Raw genomic sequence first — 16629 nt, forward strand, 5'->3', positions numbered from 1 at the left:
ACCTGCGCACTCGCCGTGTCCGCGGGGTCACCAGACGGGGCGTAGCGGGGGGAGGTCGTCGCCGGCGAGGCCGTGGACGAGGCGGAGGAGTTCGGCGCGGAGAAGGGGGGTGTCCGCGCCTGCGCGGCGGGCGAGTTCGGCTTCGAGGTCGTGCAGGACGTCCCCGGCGATGCCGAGGTGCCGGCGGGCGGCGTCGGTGAGGACGACGAGCTTGCGCCGGCCGCCGGCGGGGTGGGCGGTGCGCAGGACGTAGCCGCGGCGCTCCAGGTCGTCGACGAGCTGGCCGGCGGCCTGCTTGGTGACGCCGAGGCGGGCGGCGAGTTCGCTGCTGGTGGCGCCTTCGGCGCCGAGGATCTGGAACGCCATGCCGTGGACGGGCCGCAGGTCGGGGTAACCCGCGGCGGCCACACGCTCGTTGAACTCGGTCAGCACGAGCTGGAAGGCCATCCCGAGCAGGAACAGCAGCTCGGGGGTCGGCGGGCTGTCGTCGTCGCGGGTCACGGGGACATCTTGACACAGGTGAGTAAAACTCCTTTACTCAATCCATCCAAGTAAAGGAGCTTTACAAGCATGAAGGTCATCACTCCCACCGCCGACCGCACCGTCACCACCCCGAACGCGGCCATGGAGTCCCTCGCCACCCCCTCCCGGGGCAGCACCGCGCTCAGCACCTGGCGGGTGCGCATGGACGCCGGCCAGGCCGGGCCCGTGCACGCCGTCGACCGCGAGCAGGTCTGGATGGTCATATCCGGCTCCCTCACCGTGACCTGCGACGGCCGCACCGAGACCGCCGAAGCCGGTGAGGCCGTCCTGCTCCCGCCCGACGTGCTGCGGCGGCTCGGGACGACGCCGGGCGACGGCGGCGTGGAGGCGCTGGTGGTGATGGAGGCCGGGGGCGGCGCCGTCACCGAGGACGGCACGCGGCACCGGCTGCCGTGGGCGGAGTAGCGGGCGCCGGTACGTCGACGATGAGCGCCGGCCGGGGCGCCGGCGCGGGGCGTCAGCCTGCGGTCGAGTGGGTCCGTGCGGAGGCGGGGTCTTCGTCCCGTACGGTGCCGACGTCCTTCCGCGGTTCTTCGGCTCCGTCGCGTACGGCGCTGCCCGCCACCCGTACCGTCCGCGACGGGGCCACGGCAGGCGTCGCAGCGGCCGTGCGGCGCTCCAGCCGTGCGGCGAGGACCGCGAGTGCCAGACCGGAGGCGGCGAGGGCGGCGCCGACCCAGTTGGGGGCGGTGTAGCCGAGGCCCGCGGAGATGACCAGGCCGCCGAGCCAGGCGGCGAGCGCGTTGCCGAGGTTGAACGCGCCGACGTTGACGGCGGAGGCGAGGGTGGGCGCGGCGGCGGCCTGGTCGAGCACCCGCTTCTGCAGCGGCGGCACGGTCGCGAAGCCGAAGAATCCGACGAGGAAGATGCTCACGGCGGCGGCCGGCTTGTTGTGCGCGGTGAGCGTGAACAGCGCCAGCGTCGCGGTCAGGGCGCTGAGGGCGACGTAGAGCATCGGCATCAGGGCGCGGTCGGCGAAGCGCCCGCCGACCAGGTTGCCGCCGACCATGCCGAGGCCGAAGAGGGCGAGGAGCCAGGTGACGGAGCTGTCGGCGTAGCCGGTGACCTCGGTCGCCATCGGTGCGATGTAGGTGATGGCGGCGAAGACCCCGCCGAAGCCGAGGACGGTCATGCCCATGGCCAGCAGTACCTGGCCGTTGAGGAATGCGGCCAGTTCGCGGCGCAGTCCCGTGCCGCCGGGTGAGGAGGCTTCCTCGGGTGCCCGCGGCAGGTCCGGTACGAGCTTGGCGACCCCGGCCAGTCCGACGACTCCGATGGCCGCGACCGCGAGGAACGTGGCCCGCCAGCCCACGGTCTGCCCGAGGAGCGTGCCGCCGGGGACGCCGACGACGTTGGCCACGGTCAGGCCGGTGAACATCATCGCGATGGCCCCGGCCCGCTTGTCCTTGGCGACGAGCCCGGCGGCGACGACCGCGCCGATGCCGAAGAACGCGCCGTGGGCGAGGGAGGCGACGATGCGCCCGGCGAGCATGATGCCGAAGGCGGGGGCGAGCGCGGAGATGACGTTGCCTGCGATGAACAGGCCCATGAGGCTCATCAGCATCCGCTTGCGCGGGATCCGGGTGCCGAGCGCGGTGAGGAGCGGGGCGCCGCCGAAGACGCCGAGGGCGTAGCCGGTGGTGAGCCAGCCGGCGGTGGGGACGGAGACGGAGAACTCGTCGGCCACCTCCGGGAGCAGGCCCATGACGACGAACTCCGTGGTGCCGATTCCGAAGGCGCCGATGGCCAGCGCGAGCAGCGCGAGAGGCATGCGGGGACTCCTGAGAGGGATGCGGGTGCTGCCATTTACCAAGCGCCAACAATAATTGCGCACGCCGATCCTTGCAAGCGCGGGCTATTGCGGTCGTGGAGTAAACTCGGGGTCAGGACGGCGAACGCACGCACTCACGGGACGCGGAGGCGCTCATGGCGGCCACAGCCGAGCAGCTCGACGAACTGGCCCGGGGCTGGTCGGCCCTGGCATCCCTGCACGCCCGCATCGAGACCCACGTGGAGCGCACACTCCAGCGCGCACACCGGCTGAGCGCCCGCGAATACTCCGTACTGGACGCCCTCAGCCGCCAGGACGACTTCCACCTGCGCATGAACCAGCTCGCCGACTCCGTCGTCCTCAGCCAGAGCGCCACCACCCGCCTCGTCACCCGCCTCGAGGACCGCGGACTGCTCAGCCGCTACCTCTGCCCGGACGACCGCCGCGGCATCTACACCGAGGTCACCCCCGCCGGCCGCAACCTCCTCGCCGAGGCCAGGCCCGGGTACGAGGCCGCCCTGCGCGCGGCGCTGGACGAGGCCGCGAAGCGGCCCGAGCTGGCGCCGCTGGTCGCGGCGGTGGAGACGCTGGAGGCCCCGCCGGCGTACGCGACGTAGGAGCGCGTACGGGAAGCGGCGGCGCGCGTACGACGCCCGGGGCGGCTGCCCGCGGAGATGGGCGCACGGGGCACGGAAGCGCGCCCCCGGCGGCTGCGTAGAGTCGGCGGCATGAGCGACCTGGAAATACGGCGCGCGACGGCCGCCGACGTGCCCGCCATCGTGGCGATGCTCGCCGACGACCCCCTGGGCGCCACCCGCGAGACCCCCGACGACCCCGCCCCGTACGAGCAGGCCTTCGCGCGCATCGACGCCGACCCCGCGCAGCACCTGGCCGTCGCCGAACGGGACGGCACCGTCGTCGGCACACTCCAGCTCACCGTCATCCCGGGGCTGTCGCGGCGGGGCATGACGCGCGCGCTCATCGAGGCGGTGCGCGTGCACCGCGACGAGCGCGGAAGCGGGCTGGGGACGCAACTCATCGAGTGGGCCGTGGCGGAGGCGCGACGGCAGGGATGCGCGGTCGTCCAACTCACGTCGGACGCGACGCGCACGGACGCGCACCGCTTCTACGAGCGGCTGGGATTCGAGGCGACGCACGTGGGATTCAAGCGAATGCTCTAGGGGCCGGGTCCACCCGGTTGCCGACAGCCCCCTTGCGTGACATCTCCGCTGGTGAGAGCGACTTCAGTGAGCATGATCCGAAGTTATCCACAGGCCCGAGCGGGCCGGTGCGGGCTTCGGCATACTGCCACTATGCAGATCACGACAGAGCAGCGACGAGCCCGGATCGGCGTGCGGCACGCGCTGGCGCCGACCGCCCGCGCGGCCACGCCCGTCGAAGCCGCGGACGCGGTCGTCGCACTGCATGCGACGGACGCGGCGACGGTCTTCCTCTCCGCCTGCGCGCGCATGCGGGAGCCCGGCGTCACGCCCGTAGAGCGCGCGCTCTACGAAGACGTGTCGCTGGTGAAGCTGCTGTCCATGCGGCGCACCCTCTTCGCGGTCAGCCGCGAACTGGCGCCCGCCGTGGACGCGGCCGCGGCCCGCGCCATAGCGGCTCGCGAGCGCGCCACGTTCCTCAAGCACCTCAAGGACTGGAACGGCCTGGACGAGGCGTGGCTGCAGCGCGCCGAAGCCGCCGCGCTGGCGGTCCTCAAGGACAAGGGCGAGGCGACCGGCAGCGAGATATCCGCCGCAGAGCCGCTGCTGCGCACGAAGATCACGGTCTTCCCGGGCACCCGCCAGGAGACGCAGCAGGGCGTGGCCACGCGCGTGCTGCGCATGCTCGCCTGCGACGGGCACATACGCCGCGGACACCCCCGCGGGTCGTGGACGTCGAGCCAGTTCCGGTGGGCGCCCGGCGAGGACTTCGCCGGCATGGACGTCGCCGACGCGCAGGCGGAGCTGACCAGACGCTGGCTGTACGCGTACGGGCCGGCCACCGAAGCGGACCTCGTGTGGTGGACCGGCTGGACGAAGACCGCCGCGCGCAAGGCCCTGGCCGCGACCGGCGCCGTGCCGGTGGAACTGCACGAGGGCACGGGGTACGTGCTGCCCGACGACACCGGGCCGGTCGCGGCACCGGAGCCGTGGGCGGCGCTGCTGCCGGGACTCGACCCGACGCCGATGGGCTGGAAGGAACGCGACTGGCACCTCGACGCCGGCTACCGCAAAGCGCTGTTCGATGGCAGCGGCAACGTGGGGCCGACGGTGTGGTGGAACGGCGAAGTCGTCGGCGGCTGGGCGCAACGACAGGACGGAGAGGTGGTGTGGCGGATGCTCACGGACGTGGGCGGCGACGCGGAACGCGCGGTGGCCGCGGCGGCGGAACGGCTGTCGGCGTGGGTCGGCGACGCCCGGATAACGCCCCGGTTCCGCACGCCGCTGGAGAAGGAGCTGACGGCATAGGGGCGGCGGCGAAGCCGTCCGCGTGACCCCGGGCCCGGGCCGCGGCAGGAGGGACTACGTCCAGCCGCGGGTGCCGCCGGGGACGGGGGCGTCCCGGCCGTACGGTTCGCGGGTGAAGACGAAGGTGCCCAGGTCGAGGTGCGACACCTCGCCGTCCGCCGTCCGCTCCACCCGCAGCGTCTCACCGGCGCAGTAGCCGTCGACCGCCGTCCACGTGCCGTCCGCCTCCGGGCGCAGGAGCGAGGCGTACCCGCTGCTGTGCAGCGGACTCAGGTCCAGCCAGCGGTCCTCCTTCAACCGCAGCACGTGCGGGTTCGCGCCCCAGTACCAAGGGCCCGTGAGCGCGAGCAGCTCCGGATCCACCTCGTCCGCGGCCAGCGGACGCCACGGCTCGGGGATACGCGGCTCGTGCCGCAGCAGGGTGCCGATCAGATCGGTGGCGAGACCGGAGACGGACACACCGGAAGTCACGTTCGTGAGGGCGACCGCGCTCACGCCCTCGTCGACATCGGAGAGGAGGCAGGCGAGGAACCCTGGCATGGAGCCGGTGTGGCCGGAGAACAGCGTGCCGTCGCGGCGGATCAGCTGCAAACCGAGCCCGTACGCGACGTCCCACTCCGCGGTCTCGGGAGCCACCGCGGGGGTGCGCATCTCCGCCAGCGTCTCGGCGGAGAGCACCCGGTCGTCGCCGTGCACGAGGAAGCCCGCGAACCGGGCCAGGTCGCCGACCGTGGACCACAACTGGCCCGCCGGGCCCATCCGGCCGGTGTCGTGCAGCGGCTCGGGCTGCATGACGTCCGCCCACGGATGGACGGCGAACCCGCCGGCGTGCGGGGCCTCGGGCAGCAGCGTGGTGCGGCGCAGCCCCAGCGGCTCCAGCACCTCGCGCCGCAGCACTTCGCCCCACGGCGCGCCGCGCAGCGCCTCGACGAGCGCGCCGAGGTAGGCGAAGCCGGGGTTGGAGTAGTGGTACCGGCGGCCCGCCGGGTGGCGGGACGGGTCGCCGTCGAAGAGTTCGCCGAGCTCGGGACGCAGCGTGCCCGGGGTCCGCTCCCACCAGGGGCCGCGCGGCTCGGCGCCGATACCGGAACTGTGGGAGAGGAGTTGGGCGATGGTCACCGCGGGAGCCTGAGTGCCGGGGAGGTGCTTTCCCAGCGGGTCGGCGAGGTCGACGAGGCCCTCGTCGCGCAGCCGGAGCACCAGCACGGCGACGAACGTCTTGGTGATCGAGCCGATGCGGTACTGGGTGTCGGTGGTCGGCTCGTGCCCGTCGATCATCGAGCGGGCGCCGGACCAGACCGTCTCCCCGTCCCGGACGACGGCCGCGACGAGCGAAGGGGTACGGCCCTCGCTCTGCGCGACGGCGAGCCGGTGGCGCAGGGCGCGGGCGGTGGTGGGGAGCAGGGCGTCGTCATACGGCGGCATGGCGCGCAGCCTAACCGCGGCCGGCCGCGCGGAGCACGGGAGTTTGTGCGCGGCGGCCGCCCCCGACGCGGGTGGCGTACCAGACGGTGGCGATCACCAGTACGCAGCCGGCGTACTGCGTCACCGTGGGCCGCTCGCCGATGAACGCGACGGCGGTGCCGATGGCCAGCACCGGCTGGAGCAGGAGCAGCGCCGCCCCGGTGGCCGGGGCGAGCCGGGGCAACGCGGGGGTGATGAGGAGCAGGGCGAGGACCTGGCCGAGTGCGGCCATCGCGGCCAGCCAGCCGAGGGCCGCGGGCTCGGGCATCGGATCGATACCGGTCCACAGCGCGCCGAGGATGCCGGAGGCGATGCCGGCGGAGAACGTCGCGGTGCACACCGGCACGGCGATGTGCCCACGGGAACGGGAGGGAGCGGCGGGGAGGGGACGGGGGGTGGGGGGGTGGGGGGCCCGCCCCCCGTCCCGGGCTTGGCTCTTCTGGCCCTGGCCCTGGCCCTGGCCCTGGCCCTGGGCCTGGTCCTGGGCCTTGCGCTGCTCCTGGTCCCGGCTCTGGCCCTGGCCCCGGGGGTGTTCGTCGGGGGGCGGGGTCGTTGTGCGGGGGCGGGGGTGGGTGCCGCCCAGGCGGGTGAGGAAGAGGTAGCCGGCGAAGGCGACGCCGGCGGCCGTGCCGTAGAGGATGCCGGTGACGGGGCTGCTGCCGGGTTCCGGGTCGCCGATCGCGCCGCCCGCGAGCGCCACCCCGGCGAGCAGCACCGGGGTGGTGAGCCAGAAGCCGCGCGGCAGCGGAGTGCGGGTCAGCAGCCGGGCCAGCAGCGGGAAGACGATCACCTGGATGTTGAGCAGCACGGTCGCGATGGAGGCGCCGACGTCTCTGATGCTGGCCGCCCAGAAGACGAAGTCGATGCCGAGCAGCAGCCCGGCCGCCAGGTCCGTGAGCACCGGGCGCCGGGCCCGCGGGCCCAGGCGGCGGAGTTCGACGACCGCCAGGGGAGCGAGCAGCAGCAGCGCGAGGAGGCAGCGCAGGAAGGCGGCGGTGCCGGCGTTCACGTCGGAGAGCTTCACGAACATCGCCGACAGCGAGATGCACGCCGAGCCGCCGATGACCATCGTGACCGGGGTGGCCAGCCGGGTCAGGAGCCCGGGGCCGCCCGGGTGTGCGTCCGGGGCGGGGGTGGCCGTGCCGGGGGTGGTCGCGGGCGGGGGCTGGGGGTTCTGGGTCGGTATGCCGCCTGGGCTGTCCTGGCCGTCCCCGTCGACTCGCATGCTCCTCACTCTGCCTGCCCGGTCCCCCAAGAAAAAGCGATGATTCCTTAGTCGAAAGCATTAGGCTTGCTTCGTGTTCAGCTTGGAGCGCCTGCGCGCCCTCGACGCCGTCGCCGTCCACGGCACCATCGCCCGCGCCGCCGAGTCGCTGCACGTCACCGCCTCCGGCGTCTCGCAGCAGCTCGCCAAGCTGGAGCGCGAGTCGGGGCACCGGCTGCTGGAGCCGTACGGGCGCAGCGTGCGCCTCACCCACGCCGGCAAGGTGCTCGCCGCGCATGCGGCCCGGGTGTGTGCGCAGGTCGCCGAGGCGGAGGCGGATCTCGCCGACCTGCAGGACGAGATCCTCGGCCCGCTGCGCCTCGGCGGCGTCGGCAGTTCGCTGCGCGCGCTGCTGCCCGAGGTGCTGACCGCGCTGACCGCCTCGCATCCGCGGCTGGTCCCCACGGTCGTCGACGGCGAGGTCGTCGAGCTGGTGCCCGGGCTGGTCGGCGGGGAGCTGGATCTGCTGCTCATCGAGAGCTGGAGCACCCGGCCCATCCGGTTGCCGCAGGGGCTGACGGTGCGGACGCTCGTGGTCGAGGACGTGCAGCTGGCGGTGCCCGACGCGCATCCGCTGGCCGGCCGCGAGCGCGTCGGCCTCGCCGAGCTGGGTGGTCTCGCGCACGCGACCGGGGCTGCGGTGTGGGCGAGCTGTCCGGTCGGCACCGAGCCGTACGAGGGGCTGACGCAGGCGCTGCGCGAGGTGGGTCTGGAGCCGGAGGTGCGGTATCAGGTGACGGAGTACGCCACGCAGCTCGCGCTCGTGCGCGGCGGGTTGTGCGTGTCGCTCGTACCGGAGATGGCGCAGCGGCCGTGCCCGCCGGGGGTGCGGTTCGTGCCGGTGCGGCCGGCGGTGCGGCGTACGGTGCAGGCCGCGTGGCGGTCGCGGGGGGAGAGTCCGGCCGTACGGGCCTGTGTCGCCGCCCTCGCGCAGGAGGCGCAGGGCCGGTCGGCGCGGGCCCCCACGGCGCAGGTACAGGAGGTGTCGGCTGCGGGCGGGTGACCTGGGGACCGTCAGTGGGCCGTGCGAGGATCACGGTGTCGAGCACAGCCACTGGAGGACCCGATGTTCGCGATATCCCTGGGTGACGACGGTGCCGAGCTGCGGCCGCTGGAGCCGTGGCAGGCGGAGGAGTTCCTCGCCCACATGGACCGCGGTCGCGCGTTCATCGGCCGCCATGTCGGCCTGCCCGACGCCGCCGCGGACCTCGACTCCGCCCGCGCCTGGCTCCAGACGTACGCGGACAAGGCCGCCGCCGACTCCGGCCGCCTCTACGGCATCTGGCTCGACGGCCTCCTCGTCGGCGGCGTCCTGTTCCGCGTCTTCGACGCGCGGCAGCGCACCTGCGAGGCCGGCTGCTGGGTGGAGCCCGACGCCGCCGGCCGCGGGCTGGTCACGCGCGCGGTGCGCGTCATCGTCGACTGGGCGGTGCGCGAGCGCGGTGTGGAGCGCGTGGAGTGGCTGGTGTCCGCGGAGAACACCCCGAGCATCAGGGTCGCCCAGCGCCTCGGCATGCGCCGCGACGGGGTGCTGCGCTCCCAGTTCCTGTACCGGGGGGTGCGGCAGGACACCGAGGTGTGGTCGGTGCTCGCGGACGAGTGGGTCGCCGGCCAGGAGGCGTAGCGCCGGCTCCTGTGCGTACGGGCCGTGCCCCCTCCGGCCGTGCCCCGTCGTGCCCTCGGGGCGTGTCCCCGCCGACCGTCAGTCGGGCGCTCCGGCTGACTCCGTCTCCAGCAGCACCGGCAGCTTGCGCATGTCGTCGAAGAGTACGGTGCCGGGTCCCGCCAGCCAGTCCGCCGGTGACAGCCCGCCGGTGAAGCCGTACGCGCGCATGCCTGCGGCGCGCGCCGCCTGCACGCCGTAGCGGCTGTCCTCCACCACCGCGCACGCCTGCGGCGCGTAGCCCATCTCCCGCGCCGCGTGCAGGAAGAGGTCGGGTGCGGGTTTGCCGCGGCCGCCGACGTCGGCGGCGGAGTAGATGCGTCCGGCGAAGCGGTCGTACAGCCCGGTCCGGCCGAGGGTGCGGCGCATCCGTTCGTGGTCGCCGCTGGACGCGACGCACGTCGGCAGGCCCGCGGCGGCGATGGCGTCGAGCGCGTCGACGACGCCGGGTACGGCTTCGAGGCGGTCGAGGCCGGCGAAGAACTCCTCGTAGTAGCGGGTGCGCCAGGTCTTGTCCGCGCCCGGGCCGAGGCGTTCGACGACCATGGCGCCGACGGATTCCTGGGACTTGCCCATGAACAGGTCGACGGCGTCGGCTTCGGTGAGCGGCCAGCCGAGTTCCGCGCCCACGGTGACCTGCGCGGCGGCGGCGATGCGCTCGGAGTCGACGAGGACTCCGTCGCAGTCGAATATCACGAGTTCGATGGCTCCGGGCATGGTCACGAGGCTAACCGAGCGCCGCCGGTACGGGCCGGGCGGCCGCGGCGCCGCGGCGCCACAGTGTGCCGGGGTGTGCCGCGAAGGGGCGTCAGCGGGAGCCGGGGACGACCAGGCCCGTTTCGTACGCCATCACCACCGCCTGCGTCCGGTCCCGCAGGCCGAGCTTGGCCAGCAGCCGGCTGACGTGCGTCTTCACGGTCTCCTCGCCGACGTGGAGGCGCGCGGCCAGTTCGGGGTTGGACAGGCCCTCGGCGAGGAGCCGCAGCACCTCCGTCTCCCGCGGTGTCAGCGCCGCCAGCGGCGCCGCCGCCCCGTCGCGCTCCGGCCGCGCCGCGCGCAGCCGCGCGAACTCGGCGATGAGCCGCCGCGTGACCGCCGGCGCGAGCAGCGCCTCCCCGGCCGCGACGACGCGCACGGCCGCGAAGAGCTGCTCCGCGGTGACGTCCTTGAGCAGGAAGCCGCTGGCACCGGCGGCGAGTGCGTCGTAGACGTACTCGTCGAGGTCGAAGGTGGTGAGGATCAGCACCCTGGGGTGCGGCGGGTCGGCGGTGAGGCGGGCGGTTGCCTCGATGCCGTCGACGCCGGGCATGCGGACGTCCATGAGGACGACGTCGGCCCGGCGGGCGCGGCAGACGCGGATCGCGTCGGCGCCGTCGTGCGCGGTGCCGACGACGTCGAAGTCGGGTTGGGTGGCGAGGAGTCCGGCGAAGCCGGCGCGTACGACTTCGTGGTCGTCGGCGACGACGACGCGCACCGGGCCGGCGCGTCCCGCAGGCCCGGCGGGGTCCGGGTGGGCGGCGGGGCCTGCGTGGTCGGCGGGGTCGGTGGGGCCGGTCATGCGGCGGGTTCCTCCCTGCTCGTACGGGTCTGCGCCGGGAGCGTCGCTTCGAGCAGGAAGCCGCCGCCCGCGGCGGGCCCGCTGTGCAGCCGGCCGCCGACGGCCGCGGCGCGTTCGCGCATGCCGACCAGCCCGTGCCCGCCGTCAGCGGGGCCCGGGCCGGGGCCGTTGTCGCGGATGCGCAGGCGCAGGGTGGCGTCGGCGTAGTGGAGTTCGACGTCGACGGCGGAGCCGGGGGCGTGCCGGCGGGCGTTGGTGAGGGCTTCCTGCACGATGCGGTACGCGGTGAGTTCGATGCCGGTGTCCAGGGGGCGTACGGCGCCGCTGACGATGAGGCGCACGGCGGCGCCGGCGGCGTCGCGGGCCTCGTCGAGGAGTTCGTTGAGCTGGGCGAGGCCGGGTGGGGGGCGGCGTTCCGCGGGGGCGGCGCCGGCGTCCTCGCGCAGGACGCCGAGCAGGCGGCGCATCTCGGTGAGCGCGGTGCGGGCGGTGTCGCCGATGTCGCGGAACCGGCGGGCGCCTTCGTCGGGGAGGCCGGGGGTGGTGAGGCGGGCGGTCTCGGCCTGGACGGAGATCATCGAGATGTGGTGGGCGACGACGTCGTGGAGTTCGCGTGCGATGCGGGCGCGTTCGCCGCGGGCGGCGTGCTCGTAGAGGGTGTGGGCGATGGCGCGTTCGGTGGCGCTGTGCGCGGCGGCGGCGCTGCGGGCGCGGCGGGCGAGGCCGGTGCCGGTGGCGGCGGCGAGGAGGACGGCGGCGGCGACGGCCAGCAGCCGGCCGGTGTCGTCGAGCCGGCCGCCGGCGGCGGTGCCGGGGTCGCCGACGGCGTAGCCGGCGAGCGGCAGTACGAGCAGGACGGCGAGGGTGCGGGCCCGGCGGGTGCCGTGGCGGGCGAGGCGGTGCAGGAGGAGGGCCTGGGCGGCGACGCCGGCGGCGGCGGGGGCGCCGAGGAGGGCGAGGAGCGGGGCGTTCGCGGCGGTGGTGAGGACGGCGGCGGGGGCGGGGTGGGTGCGTAGCAGCGCGAGGGGGGCGGTGGCGCCGAAGGCGAGGAGCAGGGCGGCGGTGAGGCGGTCGCCGGCGCCGGCGCGCAGGACGGTGTCGACGGCGGCGAGGAGCGCGAGGAGCGCGGCGGCGGCGACGGGGCCGTCGGGGGAGGCGGCTATCCGGCGGAGCGGGGGAGCAGGGGCGCGGGGGCGGCGGGTACGCGGCACGCCCGCGCCCCCCGCCCGCTCTCCCCGTACGCCCGTCACACGCGCCATTGTCCCCGCGCCCGCCCGCTCCCGGCGTCCCTCCCGCCCAGGACGACCGCCTCCCCCACACGAGCTACCCCGCCGCCCGCAAGACTCCTCCCCTGCGTGACGACCTGCCCGCCGCCCGCTTCGTAGCCTCCTCACCATGGCAGCGTCAGAAGCAACCATCGAGGTCCGGGAGCTGCGCAAGCGCTTCGGTCCCGTCGCCGCCGTGGACGGTCTGTCGTTCACGGTCGTCCCCGGTCAGGTCACCGGGTTCGTCGGCCCCAACGGGGCCGGGAAGTCCACCACGATGCGCATCGTCCTGGGCCTCGACGCGCCCGACGCGGGCAGTGCGCTGGTCGGCGGCCGCCCGTACGCGGCGCTGCGCCGCCCGCTGCAGCACGTCGGCGCCGCGCTCGACGCGGCGGCCGTGCACCCGAGCCGCCGCGGGCGCGACCACCTGCTGTGGCTGGCGCACTCGCACGGCCTGCCGCCGCGCCGCGTCGACGAGTTGCTGGAGCAGGTGGGTCTCGCCGCGGCCGGCCGGCGGCGGGTCGGGGGCTACTCGCTGGGGATGCGCCAGCGCCTCGGCATCGCCGCCGCGCTCCTCGGCGATCCGCCGGTGCTGCTCTTCGACGAGCCGGTCAACGGGCTGGACCCGGAGGGCATCCGCTGGATACGCGGCTTCCTGCGCCGGCTGGCGGCGGAGGGCCGGGCGGTGCTCGTCTCCAGCCACCTGATGAGCGAGCTCCAGGACACCGCCGACCACCTCGTGGTGATCGGCCGTGGCCGGCTTGTCGCGGACATGCCGGTGGCCGAGGTGCTGGCCGCGGCTTCGGACAGCCGGGTCGCGCTGCGTACCGGGGCGCGGGAGCGGGCGATGACGGTGCTGGCCGCGGCGGGGGCGACGGTGGCGGCGACGGGCCGGGAGTCGCTGACGGTGTCGGGGCTCGCGGCGGAGCGGGTGGCGGAGCTGCTGGGCGCGGAGGCGGTGCCGTTCTCGGAGCTGGCGGCGCACCGGGCGTCGCTGGAGGAGGCGTACATGGAGCTGACGCGCGGGGAGGCGGAGTTCGCCGCCGGCCCGGAGGGGGAGGATCCGCGATGAGTGCGGGTACGGGCACGGGCACGGGGACTGATACGGGTACGGGTACGGGGACGGGCGCCGGGGGCGCGGCCCCGTACCGTTCGAAGCTGCCGCCCGCGCGTGACGGGTTCTGGCAGTTGCTGCGCGCGGAGTTCACGAAGCTGCGCAGTGTCGACCGGTGGCTGCTCACGCTGCTCGCGGGTGTGGTCGTGACGGTGCTCGTGTCGCTGGTGTCGGCGGGCGGCAGCGAGATGGCCACGTCCGACGACGGCGGCGGCTCCGGTACCGAGGCGGCGGACCGGGTCGCGGACTCGTTCCGCTTCGTGCACCGACCGCTGGCCGGGGACGGCAGCGTCACCGCGCGCGTGACGGACCTGACGCTCGGCAGGGGCACGGACGCGCCGTGGGCGAAGGCCGGCTTGATCGTGAAGGCGGGTACGGAACCGGGGAGTCCGTACGTGGCGCTCATGCGCACGCACGAACACGGGGTGCGGCTGCAGTACGGGTTCGAGCACGATGTCGCCGGCGGCGCGGTGGCCGGGGACGCCCCGGTGTGGCTGCGGTTGACACGCGAGGGCGACCGGCTGACCGGCTACGAGTCCGCCGACGGCGAGCGGTGGCGCGAGGTCGGCAGCGTCTCCGCGGCCGGGTTGCCGCGGACGGCGCGGGCGGGGTTGTTCGTGGCGGCGCCGGAGACGGTGCGGGTGGAGCGGTCGTTCGGGTCGCTGAGCATCGGGGCGGGGCCGAGCGAGGCGACGGGGGTGTTCGACAACGTACGGCTCGAAGGCGGCGGTTCCGGCGGTTCCTCGAGCGGGGCTGGCGGCGGGTCCGGGGCGGGGGCGTGGCAGGACGAGGCCGTGGGTCCGCCGTCCGGCCCCGCGGCGGCCAACGGCCCGGTCGGCGGCACCGAGCGCGCCGGCGGCACGTTCACCGTCACCGGCTCCGGCGACATCGGCCCGCGCCCGCCCGCGGGGGACCTGACGTGGATGAGCCTGGCTGGGGCGCAGGTCGGACTGATCGCGTTCGCGGCGCTGGGGGTCCTGTTCATCACCGCCGAGTACAAGCGCGGCATGATCCGCACGACGTTCACCGCGGGACCGCGGCGCGGCCGGGTGCTGGTGGCGAAGGGCGTGGTGCTGGCGGCGGCGGCGTTCGCGGCGGGACTGGCGGCGGCGGTGGTGTCGTTCCTGGTGGGGCAGCGGGCGCTGCGCGCGGGCGGGCACCGGCCGCCGCAGTTCCCGGAGGTGTCGCTGGCCGACGGGCCGGCGCTGCGGGCGGTGGTGGGCACGGGGCTGCTGCTGGCGCTGGTGGCGCTGTTCGCGCTGGGGCTGGGGGCGCTGCTGCGGCACACGGCGGCGGCGGTGACGCTCGTGGTGGTGCCGTTCGTGCTGCCGCTGGTGCTGGGCGGTGGGCTGCCGCTGGGGGCGGTGGAGTGGCTGTTCCGCGTGACACCGGTGGCGGGGTTCGGGGTGCAGAGCACGACGCCGCACTACGAGCAGGTGGAGACGGTGTGCCTGCCGGAGGACGGGTGCATGCCGCAGGGGCCGTGGACGGGGCTCGGGGTGCTGGCGGTGTGGGCGGCGGTGGTGCTGGCGCTGGCGGCGTGGCGGCTGCGGCGGCGTGATGCGTGACGGGCGGAGAGGTCTGCGGGAGCCGGTGGAGCCGGTGGAGTCGGTGGGTACGGCGGAGGAGCCGGAGCAGGCGGGGGCGGGGGAGCCGAGAGGGCGCGGCGGGCAGCGGGTGCGGGAGGTGCGGTACGCGGCCGGGGGCCGGTCGGTGCGCGCGGGGCTGCGGGACGCGGGGTACGCGGCGCGGGCGGAGTGGACCAAGCTGCGTACCGTCCCCAGCACGTGGTGGCTCCTCCTCGCCGTCGCCGCCGTCACGGCGGCGATCGGTGCGGGCGCGGTCAGCGGGCTGTCCACGGCGCACTGCCCGCCGGCCGGCTGCCGCGAGGACGTCGTGAAGACCAGCCTGGCAGGCGTGTGGGCCGGGCAGGCGGCGGTCGCGGCGCTCGCGTCGCTGGCGTTCACCGCCGAGTACGGCACAGGCACGATCCGGACGACGCTGACCGCCGTGCCGGGCCGGTTGCGCGTACTGGCCGCGAAGTCCGCGGTGGTCGGCGCTGCGGTGCTGGTCGCGGGCGGCGCGGGGGTGCTGGGTGCGCTGCTCGCGGGGCGGGCGCTGGTGCCGGCGGGCTTCACCGCGTACGACCTCGGGGCGGGGCCGGTGCTGCGCGCCGGCTTCGGGACGGCGCTGTACCTGGTGCTGGTGGCGCTGCTGGCGCTGGGCCTGGGCGCGGCGCTGCGGGACACGGCGGGCGCGGTCGCGGCGTGCCTGGGGGTGCTGTACGCGTCGCCGCTGGTGGCGGGGATGCTGTCGGATCCGGAGTGGGTCGAGCGGCTCCAGCGGTACGGGCCGTCGTCCGCGGGCCTTGCGGTGCAGTCGACGGTGGACACGGCGGCGCTGCCCATCGGGCCGTGGGCGGGGCTGGGGGTGCTGGCGGCGTGGTCGGCGGCGGCACTGGCGCTGGGCGCGGCGGTGCTGCGGCGGCGGGACGCGTAGCAGCAGACTCGGGTACGTGCCCGGGCGGCGCATCCGCCGGGTAGGCGCCCGGGCGGCGCATCCGCGGGGTACGTGCCCGGGCGGCGGATCCGGCGCTACGTCCGCCGTTCCCGCACCCCGCCGAGGAACCCCGCCACCGCCTCCCCGAACGCCTCCGGCGCCTCCGACCACGGCAGGTGCCCCGCCCCGCCCAGCACCACCCGGTCCACCTGCGGCAGCGCCGTAACCAGCGAATCCACCGCCGACCGCGGCCGGATGTCCGCCTCCCCGTCCACCACCAGCACCGGCACCGCCAACCCCGCGCACTTCCCGCGCAGGCCGGCCGTGCCCGACTCCTCCCGTTCCGCGGCGACGAGCGCCGCGTTCGCCTCGGTGTTCACCCCGCGGAAGGGCGTCGCCATCCGTTCGGCCGCCGCCACCGCCCGCGGACCCGCAGGCGGTACGAAGTCCGCCGACCACTGCAGCACGCACGCCTCCCGCGCCTCCGCCGCACCCCGGCCGCCGCCCAGCGACCCCCGCTCCCCCAGCTCCCGCAGCCGCGGCAGCCGTGCGCCGAGCGCCGCGTCGAGGTTCCGGCGGTACGCGGGTTGCCAGGTCCGCTGCGCGTCGATCCCGGTGCCCGACACGTAGACGAGCCCGCTCACCCGCTCCGGGTGCGCCAGCGCGTACCGCAGGGCGAGGCTCGCGCCCCACGAGTGCCCGAGGAGCACGGGGCGCTCCAGCCCGAAGTGCGCCCGCACGGCGTCGAGGTCGGCGATCGCGCGCGCCATCGTGAACGGCCCGCCCCGTCCTTCCGACCGCCCGCACCCGCGCTGGTCCCACCGGTACGACGTCGCCGTGCCGGCCAGCAGCTCCGCGACGTCCTCCAGGGTGTCCCAGAGCCCGGGCCCGCCGTGGCAGCACACCACCGGCACCGCGCCGTCGCCCTGCCGCGCGGCCCACAGCCGCACCCCGTCCCCGGTGACCACCGCGGGGCCGCCCGTCCCTCCCGTGCCCTCACCACCCATCTCCCCAAGCTAT

The 16629-nt window shown here is 75.4% G+C and carries 17 protein-coding genes; 9 read left to right on the forward strand and 8 right to left on the reverse strand.

Annotated features, from left to right (window positions below; translation table 11 throughout):
* Positions 1-27: 27 nt before the first annotated feature.
* Positions 28-501: a MarR family winged helix-turn-helix transcriptional regulator gene (locus LG396_RS00930; protein WP_225793180.1), complete on the reverse strand. Its 474-nt coding sequence runs from the start codon at positions 499-501 to the stop codon at positions 28-30.
* 69 nt (positions 502-570) lie between these two features.
* Between LG396_RS00930 and LG396_RS00935 the strand changes: the two genes are divergently transcribed.
* Positions 571-948 (forward strand): cupin domain-containing protein, encoded by a 378-nt coding sequence (locus tag LG396_RS00935; protein WP_018836389.1) that lies wholly within the window; start codon positions 571-573, stop codon positions 946-948.
* A gap of 52 nt (positions 949-1000) precedes the next feature.
* Here the strand turns inward: LG396_RS00935 and LG396_RS00940 are convergent, their stop codons facing one another.
* Complete coding sequence (locus LG396_RS00940) at positions 1001-2314, reverse strand: MFS transporter (RefSeq protein WP_225793181.1); 1314 nt, start codon at positions 2312-2314, stop codon at positions 1001-1003.
* 155 nt (positions 2315-2469) lie between these two features.
* Between LG396_RS00940 and LG396_RS00945 the strand changes: the two genes are divergently transcribed.
* The 3 genes from LG396_RS00945 to LG396_RS00955 all read left to right on the forward strand — a co-directional run bounded on the left by LG396_RS00945 (position 2470) and on the right by LG396_RS00955 (position 4782).
* A complete protein-coding gene (locus LG396_RS00945; RefSeq protein ID WP_027741561.1) occupies positions 2470-2931 on the forward strand; it encodes a MarR family winged helix-turn-helix transcriptional regulator in 462 nt (153 codons plus the stop codon).
* A 111-nt stretch (positions 2932-3042) separates the two neighbouring features.
* Positions 3043-3495 carry a GNAT family N-acetyltransferase gene (locus tag LG396_RS00950; protein ID WP_225793182.1) on the forward strand — a complete coding sequence of 151 codons (453 nt, stop codon included), beginning with the start codon at positions 3043-3045 and terminating at the stop codon, positions 3493-3495.
* Positions 3496-3627: 132 nt separating this feature from the next.
* Positions 3628-4782: a winged helix DNA-binding domain-containing protein gene (locus LG396_RS00955; RefSeq protein ID WP_225793183.1), complete on the forward strand. Its 1155-nt coding sequence runs from the start codon at positions 3628-3630 to the stop codon at positions 4780-4782.
* A gap of 54 nt (positions 4783-4836) precedes the next feature.
* On the opposite strand, the gene LG396_RS00960 is transcribed toward LG396_RS00955, so the two are convergent.
* Positions 4837-6207: a serine hydrolase domain-containing protein gene (locus LG396_RS00960; RefSeq protein ID WP_225793184.1), complete on the reverse strand. Its 1371-nt coding sequence runs from the start codon at positions 6205-6207 to the stop codon at positions 4837-4839.
* Positions 6208-6217: 10 nt separating this feature from the next.
* Positions 6218-7471 carry a DMT family transporter gene (locus LG396_RS00965; RefSeq protein ID WP_225793185.1) on the reverse strand — a complete coding sequence of 418 codons (1254 nt, stop codon included), beginning with the start codon at positions 7469-7471 and terminating at the stop codon, positions 6218-6220.
* A gap of 73 nt (positions 7472-7544) precedes the next feature.
* On the opposite strand from LG396_RS00965, the gene LG396_RS00970 reads away from it, so the two are divergent.
* Both LG396_RS00970 and LG396_RS00975 read left to right on the forward strand, forming a co-directional pair.
* Positions 7545-8513 (forward strand): LysR family transcriptional regulator, encoded by a 969-nt coding sequence (locus tag LG396_RS00970; protein ID WP_225793186.1) that lies wholly within the window; start codon positions 7545-7547, stop codon positions 8511-8513.
* Between the two features lie 63 nt (positions 8514-8576).
* Positions 8577-9134, forward strand: coding sequence for a GNAT family N-acetyltransferase (locus LG396_RS00975; protein WP_018836397.1), 558 nt, complete (start codon positions 8577-8579; stop codon positions 9132-9134).
* 78 nt (positions 9135-9212) lie between these two features.
* On the opposite strand, the gene LG396_RS00980 is transcribed toward LG396_RS00975, so the two are convergent.
* The 3 genes from LG396_RS00980 to LG396_RS00990 all read right to left on the reverse strand — a co-directional run bounded on the left by LG396_RS00980 (position 9213) and on the right by LG396_RS00990 (position 11942).
* Positions 9213-9890, reverse strand: a complete 678-nt coding sequence (locus tag LG396_RS00980) for an HAD family hydrolase (protein WP_225793187.1) — start codon at positions 9888-9890, stop codon at positions 9213-9215.
* A gap of 91 nt (positions 9891-9981) precedes the next feature.
* Positions 9982-10731 (reverse strand): response regulator transcription factor, encoded by a 750-nt coding sequence (locus LG396_RS00985; protein ID WP_225793188.1) that lies wholly within the window; start codon positions 10729-10731, stop codon positions 9982-9984.
* Positions 10728-11942 (reverse strand): sensor histidine kinase, encoded by a 1215-nt coding sequence (locus LG396_RS00990; protein ID WP_225793613.1) that lies wholly within the window; start codon positions 11940-11942, stop codon positions 10728-10730. The genes LG396_RS00985 and LG396_RS00990 overlap by 4 nt, the downstream gene beginning before the upstream one ends.
* Positions 11943-12126: 184 nt before the next feature.
* On the opposite strand from LG396_RS00990, the gene LG396_RS00995 reads away from it, so the two are divergent.
* From LG396_RS00995 to LG396_RS01005, 3 genes are all read left to right on the forward strand, one after another.
* Positions 12127-13068, forward strand: coding sequence for an ABC transporter ATP-binding protein (locus tag LG396_RS00995; protein WP_018851889.1), 942 nt, complete (start codon positions 12127-12129; stop codon positions 13066-13068).
* On the forward strand, positions 13065-14678 hold the full coding sequence (locus LG396_RS39065) for a DUF1349 domain-containing protein (RefSeq protein ID WP_263978537.1): 1614 nt from the start codon (positions 13065-13067) through the stop codon (positions 14676-14678). The genes LG396_RS00995 and LG396_RS39065 overlap by 4 nt, the downstream gene beginning before the upstream one ends.
* Before the next feature lie 109 nt (positions 14679-14787).
* The gene (locus tag LG396_RS01005; RefSeq protein WP_225793614.1) at positions 14788-15609 is read left to right on the forward strand and encodes an ABC transporter permease subunit; all 822 of its coding nucleotides are present in this window, start codon (positions 14788-14790) and stop codon (positions 15607-15609) included.
* Between the two features lie 95 nt (positions 15610-15704).
* Here LG396_RS01005 and LG396_RS01010 read toward each other — a convergent pair whose 3' ends face one another.
* Positions 15705-16616, reverse strand: a complete 912-nt coding sequence (locus tag LG396_RS01010) for an alpha/beta fold hydrolase (protein ID WP_225793190.1) — start codon at positions 16614-16616, stop codon at positions 15705-15707.
* Between the last annotated feature and the right edge of the window lie 13 nt (positions 16617-16629).

Source organism: Streptomyces aculeolatus (assembly GCF_020400605.1).
Classification (GTDB): Bacteria; Actinomycetota; Actinomycetes; order Streptomycetales; family Streptomycetaceae; genus Streptomyces; species Streptomyces aculeolatus.

Bases quoted from the DNA above. Each gene is read 5' to 3' on its own strand.
- LG396_RS00935 (WP_018836389.1), top strand. From the start codon at position 571: ATGAAGGTCATCACTCCCACCGCCGACCGCACCGTCACCACCCCGAAC.
- LG396_RS00940 (WP_225793181.1), bottom strand. From the start codon at position 2,314: ATGCCTCTCGCGCTGCTCGCGCTGGCCATCGGCGCCTTCGGAATCGGC.
- LG396_RS00945 (WP_027741561.1), top strand. From the start codon at position 2,470: ATGGCGGCCACAGCCGAGCAGCTCGACGAACTGGCCCGGGGCTGGTCG.
- LG396_RS00950 (WP_225793182.1), top strand. From the start codon at position 3,043: ATGAGCGACCTGGAAATACGGCGCGCGACGGCCGCCGACGTGCCCGCC.
- LG396_RS00955 (WP_225793183.1), top strand. From the start codon at position 3,628: ATGCAGATCACGACAGAGCAGCGACGAGCCCGGATCGGCGTGCGGCAC.
- LG396_RS00960 (WP_225793184.1), bottom strand. From the start codon at position 6,207: ATGCCGCCGTATGACGACGCCCTGCTCCCCACCACCGCCCGCGCCCTG.
- LG396_RS00965 (WP_225793185.1), bottom strand. From the start codon at position 7,471: ATGCGAGTCGACGGGGACGGCCAGGACAGCCCAGGCGGCATACCGACC.
- LG396_RS00975 (WP_018836397.1), top strand. From the start codon at position 8,577: ATGTTCGCGATATCCCTGGGTGACGACGGTGCCGAGCTGCGGCCGCTG.
- LG396_RS00980 (WP_225793187.1), bottom strand. From the start codon at position 9,890: ATGCCCGGAGCCATCGAACTCGTGATATTCGACTGCGACGGAGTCCTC.
- LG396_RS00985 (WP_225793188.1), bottom strand. From the start codon at position 10,731: ATGACCGGCCCCACCGACCCCGCCGACCACGCAGGCCCCGCCGCCCAC.
- LG396_RS00995 (WP_018851889.1), top strand. From the start codon at position 12,127: ATGGCAGCGTCAGAAGCAACCATCGAGGTCCGGGAGCTGCGCAAGCGC.
- LG396_RS39065 (WP_263978537.1), top strand. From the start codon at position 13,065: ATGAGTGCGGGTACGGGCACGGGCACGGGGACTGATACGGGTACGGGT.
- LG396_RS01010 (WP_225793190.1), bottom strand. From the start codon at position 16,616: ATGGGTGGTGAGGGCACGGGAGGGACGGGCGGCCCCGCGGTGGTCACC.